Source organism: Siculibacillus lacustris, assembly GCF_004328075.1.
Taxonomy (GTDB): Bacteria; Pseudomonadota; Alphaproteobacteria; order Rhizobiales; family Ancalomicrobiaceae; genus Siculibacillus; species Siculibacillus lacustris.
On sequence record NZ_SJFN01000001.1, the window covers coordinates 299,957 to 307,818 of the forward strand.

The 7,862-nt window shown below is 69.2% G+C and carries 6 protein-coding genes; 3 read left to right on the top strand and 3 right to left on the bottom strand.

Translation table 11 applies throughout. The features are described from left to right. Window positions 1-9 precede the first annotated feature (9 nt). Complete coding sequence (locus EYW49_RS01405) at window positions 10-930, bottom strand: ion channel (protein WP_131305161.1); 921 nt, start codon at window positions 928-930, stop codon at window positions 10-12. A gap of 295 nt (window positions 931-1,225) precedes the next feature. Between EYW49_RS01405 and EYW49_RS01410 the strand changes: the two genes are divergently transcribed. Together EYW49_RS01410 and EYW49_RS01415 are read left to right on the top strand one after the other, a co-directional pair. Continuing rightward, on the top strand, window positions 1,226-3,607 hold the full coding sequence (locus EYW49_RS01410; RefSeq protein ID WP_131305163.1) for a transketolase: 2,382 nt from the start codon (window positions 1,226-1,228) through the stop codon (window positions 3,605-3,607). A gap of 107 nt (window positions 3,608-3,714) precedes the next feature. After that, complete coding sequence (locus EYW49_RS01415; RefSeq protein ID WP_131305165.1) at window positions 3,715-4,404, top strand: HAD family hydrolase; 690 nt, start codon at window positions 3,715-3,717, stop codon at window positions 4,402-4,404. On the opposite strand, the gene recQ is transcribed toward EYW49_RS01415, so the two are convergent. After that, window positions 4,388-6,307: a DNA helicase RecQ gene (gene recQ, locus EYW49_RS01420; protein WP_131305167.1), complete on the bottom strand. Its 1,920-nt coding sequence runs from the start codon at window positions 6,305-6,307 to the stop codon at window positions 4,388-4,390. The genes EYW49_RS01415 and recQ overlap by 17 nt on opposite strands. Window positions 6,308-6,677: 370 nt before the next feature. On the opposite strand from recQ, the gene EYW49_RS01425 reads away from it, so the two are divergent. Then, window positions 6,678-7,619 (top strand): hypothetical protein, encoded by a 942-nt coding sequence (locus EYW49_RS01425; RefSeq protein WP_131305169.1) that lies wholly within the window; start codon window positions 6,678-6,680, stop codon window positions 7,617-7,619. Window positions 7,620-7,677: 58 nt separating this feature from the next. Here the strand turns inward: EYW49_RS01425 and EYW49_RS01430 are convergent. After that, window positions 7,678-7,862: integrase core domain-containing protein (locus EYW49_RS01430; RefSeq protein ID WP_165498092.1), on the bottom strand; the 185-nt coding region annotated here is incomplete at its 5' end.

Sequence of the window (7,862 nt, forward strand, 5' to 3'; positions counted from 1 at the left end):
GCGGGTCGTTCAGGTCGCCTCGGGCGCCACCGGCGTGCCGACCGCCACGACTTCGTGGAAGCGGCTCTGGTCGACCATCGGCCGCCCGTCGGGCGAAGTCACCAGGATGTCGGCGTAGCGGTGGTTCCAGCGCAGGTCGCCGTGCCGATAGGTGTGGCGGGCGTGGAGCTGTTGCGAGGTGTTCTCGTCGGTTCCGGTGACGGTCAGGACGATTTCGGCGTTGCTCGTCGCCAGCGACTCCGGTGCGACATCGCAGAGCGGGCTCGCATCGTCGAGGTCGTGGAACAGGGTCCAACTCAGGGCGAAGACCGGATTCTCGCGGCGCTGCAGGGCCAGTTCGTAGAAGCGGCGCATGCGGGTGCCGTCGACCCCGACCTCGTTGCGCACCAGCCACAGCTTGGCGGTGGCCCCGGCGATGGCGTTGGCGCGCTGGTTGGCGAGGCGGATCATCAGGGTCGGGCGGCCGTCGACCGGCGCCACCACCGGATGGCGGGCGAAGACGAAGCGGGCCAGCGGGCGCGAGAAACGGGTGAACACCAGCCCGGTCATCACCGCCATCAGCGACATGCCGGTGAAGATCTCGCAGGTGGCGACGATATGGCCCCAGGTGGTCTGGGGATGCATGTCGCCGTAACCGACGGTCGCCAGCGTCTCGATCGAGAACCAGAACAGGCCGAGAAAACCGTCGTCGGCGACATTGGCGATCGGCGCCGTGCCGAGCCGGTAGAGGCTGGCGAAGACCAGATTGAAGCTCAGGAACAGGCTGGCGGCGATCAGGAAGAAGGCCGGCCAGCCGATGGTCACGGCGCGGTGGTGGAGATCGGACCAGAAGTGGCGATCGCGGCGCGGCACCAACACTTCGCGATCGCCGACGCGGACGGCGCGGACCGGGGTGCGGGTCGGCTCGTGGGCCGGGGGATCTTCGAACATCGCGCGGCCTCCTCGCCGACGGGCGTGGGCATCGGGTCCCGTCTCTGTCCGAGCCTCCCATGTCGGCGCGGCGCCGTCGAGAGGGGCGCGCACCGGGACGACGGGTCGCGGAGGGGCGACCGCGGCGCGGGGCGGGTTTCCGCGAAACGGGCTTGCGGAAGCCGCGAGGAGGCGATCATCCTTCTCCGCCGATCGGTGGCGCGGGGACCCGTGGCTCACGACGACGCAGCACCGGGCCGCGAGAGCCCGGGCGACGACGCGGGCGGGCCCTGGGCTCACGCCCCGGGGGGAGACGATGGCGGCGAACGACGATCTGCGCATACTGGCGGCCCTGGAAAAGCAACTGCTGTGGACCGCGTGTTGGACGATCCACGCCGCCAACCACCTGCGTGCCAAGGGCGAGGTCAAGGTCGGCGGCCATCAGGCGTCCTCGGCCTCGGTCGCCTCGATCCTCACCGCGCTCTATTTCCACGTGCTGCGACCGCAAGACCGGATGGCGGTCAAGCCCCATGCCGGGCCGGTGTTCCACGCCATCCAATACATGATGGGCAACCAGAGCCGCGCCAAGCTCGAGGCCTATCGGGCGCTCGGTGGCGTCCAGGCCTATCCCAGCCGCACCAAGGATTCCGACGACGTCGACATCTCGACCGGATCGGTCGGGCTCGGCGTCGCCTTCACCGCCTTCGCGTCGATCGTCCAGGACTATCTCGCCGCCAAACCCTGGGCGACGCCCCAGCCGCTCGGGCGGATGATCGCCATCGTCGGCGACGCCGAACTCGACGAGGGCAACATCTACGAATGCCTCCAGGAGGGCTGGAAGCACGATCTGCGCAACACCTGGTGGATCGTCGACTACAACCGCCAGAGCCTCGACGGGGTGGTCGGCGAGGGCCTGTGGGCGCGGATCGAGGCGGTGTTCCGGGCCTTCGGCTGGGACGTGGTGACGCTGAAGCACGGCGCGTTACAGCGCGCGGCCTTCGCGGAAGAAGGCGGCGCGGCGCTCGCCGCGTGGATCGACGCCTGTCCCAACCAGCTCTATTCGGCACTGACCTTCCAAGGCGGGGCGGCCTGGCGGCGGCGGCTCACCGAGGATCTCGGCGAGGCGGTCGCGGGGATCCTGGCGCGGCGCAGCGACGAGGCGTTGGGGCGCCTGATGAGCAATCTCGGCGGGCATTGCCTCGAGACGCTGATCGACGCCTTCGACGCGATCGACCACGACCGGCCGACGGTGTTCCTGGCCTACACGATCAAGGGCTGGGGCACGCCGCTGGCCGGTCACAAGGACAACCACGCCGGGCTGATGACCCCGGCGCAGATGGCCGAGTTCCAACGGGCCTGCGGCGTCGAGCCGGGGCGGGAATGGGAGCGCTTCGCGGCGATCGGCGATCTCTCGGGCGTCGCCGAGTTCCTCGAGCGGGTGCCGTTCTTCGCCGGCGGCCCACGGCGGCGGCGCGCGGCCAAGATCGCCGCCCCCGGTCCGGTCGCCCTCGACGACGCGCAATTGTCGACCCAGGCGGGGTTCGGCAAGATCCTCGATTCGCTGGCGGCGAGCGGCGCGCCGATCGCCGAGCGGATCGTCACCACCGCCCCCGACGTGACGGTGTCGACCAATCTCGGGCCGTGGGTCAACCGCCGCGGGTTGTTCGCCCGCGACGCGCTCGCCGACACGTTCCGCACCGAACGCATCGCCTCGACCCAGAAATGGGAGTTCTCGCCGGCCGGCCAGCACATCGAACTGGGCATCGCCGAGATGAACCTGTTCCTGCTGCTCGGCGCCGCCGGCCTCGCCCATTCGCTGTGGGGCGAACGCCTGCTGCCGATCGGCACGGTCTACGACCCGTTCATCTGCCGCGGCCTCGATGCGCTGAACTACGCCTGCTACCAGAGCGCCCGGTTCCTCTTGATCGGCACGCCGTCGGGGGTGGCGCTGGCGCCGGAGGGCGGGGCGCATCAGTCGATCTCGACGCCGCTGATCGGCATGGCCCAGGACGGGCTGGCGAGTTTCGAGCCGGCCTATCTCGACGAATTGTCGGTGCTGATGGACTGGGCCTTCGACTATCTCCAGCGCGACGGCGACGGCGATCCCGACGAACGCACCTGGCTGCGCGACGAGACCGGCGGGTCGGTCTACCTCCGCCTCTCGACCCGGCCGCTCGAACAGCCGGCGCGACGCAGCGACCCGGCCTTCCGCCAAGGCGTGGTCGACGGCGCCCACTGGCTGCGGCCGCCCGGGCCGAATGCCGACGTGGTGCTGGTCTATCAGGGCTGCGTGGCGCCGGAAGTGATCGAAGCGGCGGGGCGGATCGGCGAATTCCGCCGCGACGTCGGGGTGCTGGCGGTGACCTCGGCCGATCGGCTCAACGCCGGTTGGACCGCGGCGCAGCGGGCGCGGCGGCGCGGCAATGCGCGGGCGCGCAGCCACGTCGAGACGCTGCTCGCCGGACTGCCGGCCCATTGCACCCTGGTGACGGTGATCGACGGTCATCCGGCGACGCTGGCCTGGCTCGGGGCGGTGGCCGGCCATCGCACCATTCCGATCGGCGTCGAACATTTCGGCCAGTCGGGCAGCATCGCGGAACTCTATCGCCACCACGGGCTCGATGCCGACGGCATCGTCGCGGCGGTCGGCGGCCTGACCGAGGGTCGGCGCATCGACGAATGGCGACCGCCGCGCTGAGCGGAGGCAGGACCGGCGCGCGGCGGGAGGCTGATACGACTTTCGTCGCGGCTCATTCTCGGCCACACTCGTCCGGCCGCGGCGGGACCGCGCCGCCGGAGTGTTCGATGTTCACCGAAGCCCTGCTGTTCGATCTCGACGGGACGCTGACCGACAGCGACCCGATCCACATGATCGCCTTCGTCGAGATCGGTCGACGTTACGGCGTGGCCATCGACGAGGCGATCTTTCGCGAACACATCTCCGGCCAGAGCAACCGGCTGATCTGCCGCAACCTGTTCGGCCATGTCGATCCGGCGCTGTGGGACGGCATCGCCGACGCCAAGGAGGCGCGGTTTCGCGAGATGATCGTCGGCAAGCTGACGCCGATCCCCGGCCTCGTCGGCTTCCTGGCGCGGGAGCGGGCGCGGGGCGCGGGCTGTGCGGTGGTGAGCAACGCGCCGCGCGCCAACGTCGTGGCGATGCTCGCGGCCCTCGGTCTCACCAAGGATTTCGATGCGATCGTGCTGGGCAGCGAACTGCCGCGCTCCAAGCCCGATCCGCTGCCCTATCTGACGGCGCTGGAGACCCTGGGCGTGCCGGCGAACCGCGCCGTGGCCTTCGAGGACGCGGTGCCGGGCCTGCTCGCCGCCGCCCGCTCGGGGGTTGCGACGGTGGGGCTGACGACCTCGCTCGACGGGGAAGCGATCCTCGCCACCGGCGCCCATCTGGCGATCCCCGACTATGACGCGCCCGAGCTCCAGCCCTTCGTCGACGCGGCGCTGGGACGGCCGGCGGCGGTCACGTCGATCGGATGACGTCGAGGAACGAATCGGCGAAGCGGTCGAGCTTGGCGGCGCCGACGCCGTGGATCGCCGCCATCTCGGAGCGCGTCGACGGACGGGCGCGGGCCATTTCGATCAGGGTGCGGTCGGCGAAGACCACATAGGCCGGGGCGTTGAGCTCGCGGGCGAGCGCGGCGCGGCGGCTCTTCAGTGCCTCGAACAGCCGCGTCGCGTCGGCATCGAGTCCGGCGTCGACCCGCGCGGCGCGCTGGGCGTCGCGGCCTTTGGCGCGGCGCTCGCCTGCGGCCTGGACGGTGGCGACGTTCATCGGCACGCTGCGACGGCCCTTCAGCACTTCGACGCCCTCGGCGGTGACCCACCAGCGGCCATGGGCGGTCATGTCGACTTCTGCGAGGCCGAGCGCCAGGATCTGGCGGAAGATCGCCCGCCACTGGGTCTTGGCGAATTCCTTGCCGCAGCCGAAGGTCTTCAGCTGGTCGTGGCCGAAGCGGACCACCGCATCGGTCGATTCGCCGGTCAGCACCGCGGCGAGATGGACCTCGCCGAAACGTTCGCCGGTGCGCACCATCGCCGAGAGCGCCTTCTGGGCGGCGACGGTGCCGTCGAAGGTCTCGACGCCATCGCGGCAGACGTCGCAGTGGCCACACGGGGTCTGGTCGTCGACCTCGCCGAAATGGGCGAGCAGCGCCACGCGGCGACAGCGCGGGGTTTCGGCCAGCGCGATCAGCGCCTCGAGGCGGCGGCGCTCGACGTGTTTCTGCTCGTCGGAGGCCTCGCTCTCGTCGATCTGGCGGCGGCGCAGGACGATGTCGTCGGTGCCGTAGAGGGTCAGCGTATCGGCGGGCAACCCGTCGCGGCCGGCGCGGCCGATCTCCTGATAATAGGCCTCGATGCTCTTGGGCAGGCCGGCGTGGACGACGAAGCGCACGTCGGGTTTGTCGATGCCCATGCCGAAGGCGACGGTGGCGGTCATGACGATGCCGTCTTCTTTCAGGAAGGCATCCTGGTTGGCCGAGCGGACCTGCCCGTCGAGGCCGGCGTGATAGGGCAGCGCGCGGATGCCGGCACCTTCCAGCGCCGCGGCGAGGTCTTCGGTCTGGCGGCGCGAGGTGCAGTAGACGATGCCGCTCGAACCCTTGCGCGCCTCGACGAAATCGAGGATCTGGCGGCGGAGCACCGCCTTCGGGCGCATCGCCAGAAACAGATTGGGCCGGTCGAAGCCGTGGACGAAGACGGCGGGCGGGCGGGCGAACAGGCCGGCGACGATCTCGTCGCGGGTAGCGGCGTCGGCCGTGGCGGTCAGGGCGACGATCTGGGGATTGCCGAGGCGCGCCGCGAAGCCGCCGATCTCGCGATATTCCGGGCGGAAGTCGTGACCCCATTGGGCGATGCAATGGGCCTCGTCGACGGCGATGGTGGCGACCCGGGCGCGCGCCAGGAGATCGAGCGTGTCGGGGCGGCCGAGCCGTTCGGGTGCGACATAGAGCAGCCGCAGGCGGCCGGCTTCGAGATCGGCGCGGATGGCGCGGGCCTCGTCGGGCTCGATCGAGGAATTGAGCGCCGCGGCGGCGACACCGCTGGTGCGGAGCTGCGCCACCTGATCGCGCATCAGGGCGATCAGCGGCGAGACCACGACGACGAGATCGCCGCGGACGATCGCCGGCAACTGGAAACACATCGACTTGCCGGCGCCGGTCGGCATCACCGCCAGCACGTCGCGGCCGGCCAGCACCTCGGCGACGATGTCGTCCTGACCGGGGCGGAAGTCGGGATAGCCGAAGACCTCGCGCAACACGGCGCGCGCCCGGTCGAGGCCGGGACCCGCGGGAGCGGACGGCGAGGTCGAAGGCAAGGGCGGATCTCCTCGGGTGCGGGACCCCGAGGGGTAGCGACCCGGGCCGAGCGCGTCAATCATCGCGGTGATGCGGCGCCCCAAGGCGATCGCGTTGCAAGCGGCTGCGGCGATCGACGGCGACGGCCGATATCAAGGAAAATCAGGGTCGAGGTGAACCCTGAAACCCAACGCGGTCCCCCTCGAGAGCGCGCGACGCGCCCAGAACCCCGCGAACGAGCTTCCGCAAGTTCGAATATGTCTCCTCTAAATCAAATCCGGCGACCGGGGTGAGCTTTTGACCTATGAGAAGGGCGCACACTCCTATCCAGAGAAATGCTCGCTCGTATTGCAATTGCGCATCCGATAATTTTATTCCTGAGCGACTGGACAAGTCCTGATCTGAATAGCGGAGAGTGGCTTTGCGTAAGTCGACGGGGAAGGTAAGCGATACATGCGAGTTACCGGGAGCACGATTGCCTGGGCTGTTTTGATCGTCGGCGGTTGTTTCGGCGCATCGGTCGCCATGCCGCTCGCGACCTACACGCTGGCTCTCGCCTGTTTCGGGCTCGTCCATGTCGGGACCGAACTGCGTTTCGTCGACCTGCGGTTCTCCGGACGGCTGTACCCGATCTGGAGGTGGATCGCACCGCTGCTCGTCGCCGGCTTCGTGGCGCGTTCGGCCGGCCTCGACGGGATTCTCGAGCCGAATATCGCCGCCGGACTGGAACTCGCCTGTGGAGCAGGTCTGATGTTCGCGTGCTCGCGGGCCCTGCGCAGACGTCAGGGAATCGCTCTGGTCGCTGGAGCCACGGCAATGGTGGGTGCGGTCATGGCGCCTGCCGAAACCATGCTCGCGTTCGCAGTCCTCCACAACTTCACTCCACTTGCCCTCGTCACCGAGGCCGTGTCGCGTGAACGACGTGGGTCGGCGTTCTGTCTTTTGGCGATCGGGTTCGTGGCTCTTCCGGCGCTCATCGTCGCCGGCTGGCCGGCCGATCTCCTCTACGCAGCTGGCCTCTACGCGCCAGAGTACACGATCTTGCGCGTCGGCGGCCTCGAGCAACATCTCGGCGTCTATGTGCCACCTGCCTTGGCCCAGCACGACCGGGCGGTCGATGTCTTCTCGGCGGCGGTCTTCACCCAATGCCTGCACTATGCCATCGTCATCCACGTTTTGCCGCGCCTTCTGCCCGCGACGCCGACGGCGGGATTCGTGCATTGGCCGAAGCCGCCGACCTTCGTCGTCGCTCTATCGACGGTTGCTCTCGTGCTGATCGTCCCGTTCTGGCTGAACTTCTCCGGCGCTCGGAAGCTCTACGGTCTGGCTGCCATGACCCATGCCTGGATCGAGATTCCTGTCCTGCTGCTGATGCTCGGCGGCAGATCAGACTGAGGTGGTCCCGCCGGGCCGGACAGATTGGCGGCCTTCGTAAGCTTGGGCCTGTGGTCCGTTACGCCGCCAGTCTGATGTCGCCGGCCTCCTCGTGGACCTCGACGGGCGTACGCCCTCCGTGTGTCGAGTGAGGTCGGTCGAAGTTGTAGTAGTCGATCCACCGGCCGATGCCGCTGCGGGCTTCCGAGCCGGTCTCGTAGGCGTGGAGGTAGATGCATTCGTACTTCATCGATCGCCATAACC

Bases quoted from the DNA above. Each gene is read 5' to 3' on its own strand.
- EYW49_RS01405 (WP_131305161.1), bottom strand. From the start codon at position 930: ATGTTCGAAGATCCCCCGGCCCACGAGCCGACCCGCACCCCGGTCCGC.
- EYW49_RS01410 (WP_131305163.1), top strand. From the start codon at position 1,226: ATGGCGGCGAACGACGATCTGCGCATACTGGCGGCCCTGGAAAAGCAA.
- EYW49_RS01415 (WP_131305165.1), top strand. From the start codon at position 3,715: ATGTTCACCGAAGCCCTGCTGTTCGATCTCGACGGGACGCTGACCGAC.
- recQ (WP_131305167.1), bottom strand. From the start codon at position 6,307: ATGATTGACGCGCTCGGCCCGGGTCGCTACCCCTCGGGGTCCCGCACC.
- EYW49_RS01425 (WP_131305169.1), top strand. From the start codon at position 6,678: ATGCGAGTTACCGGGAGCACGATTGCCTGGGCTGTTTTGATCGTCGGC.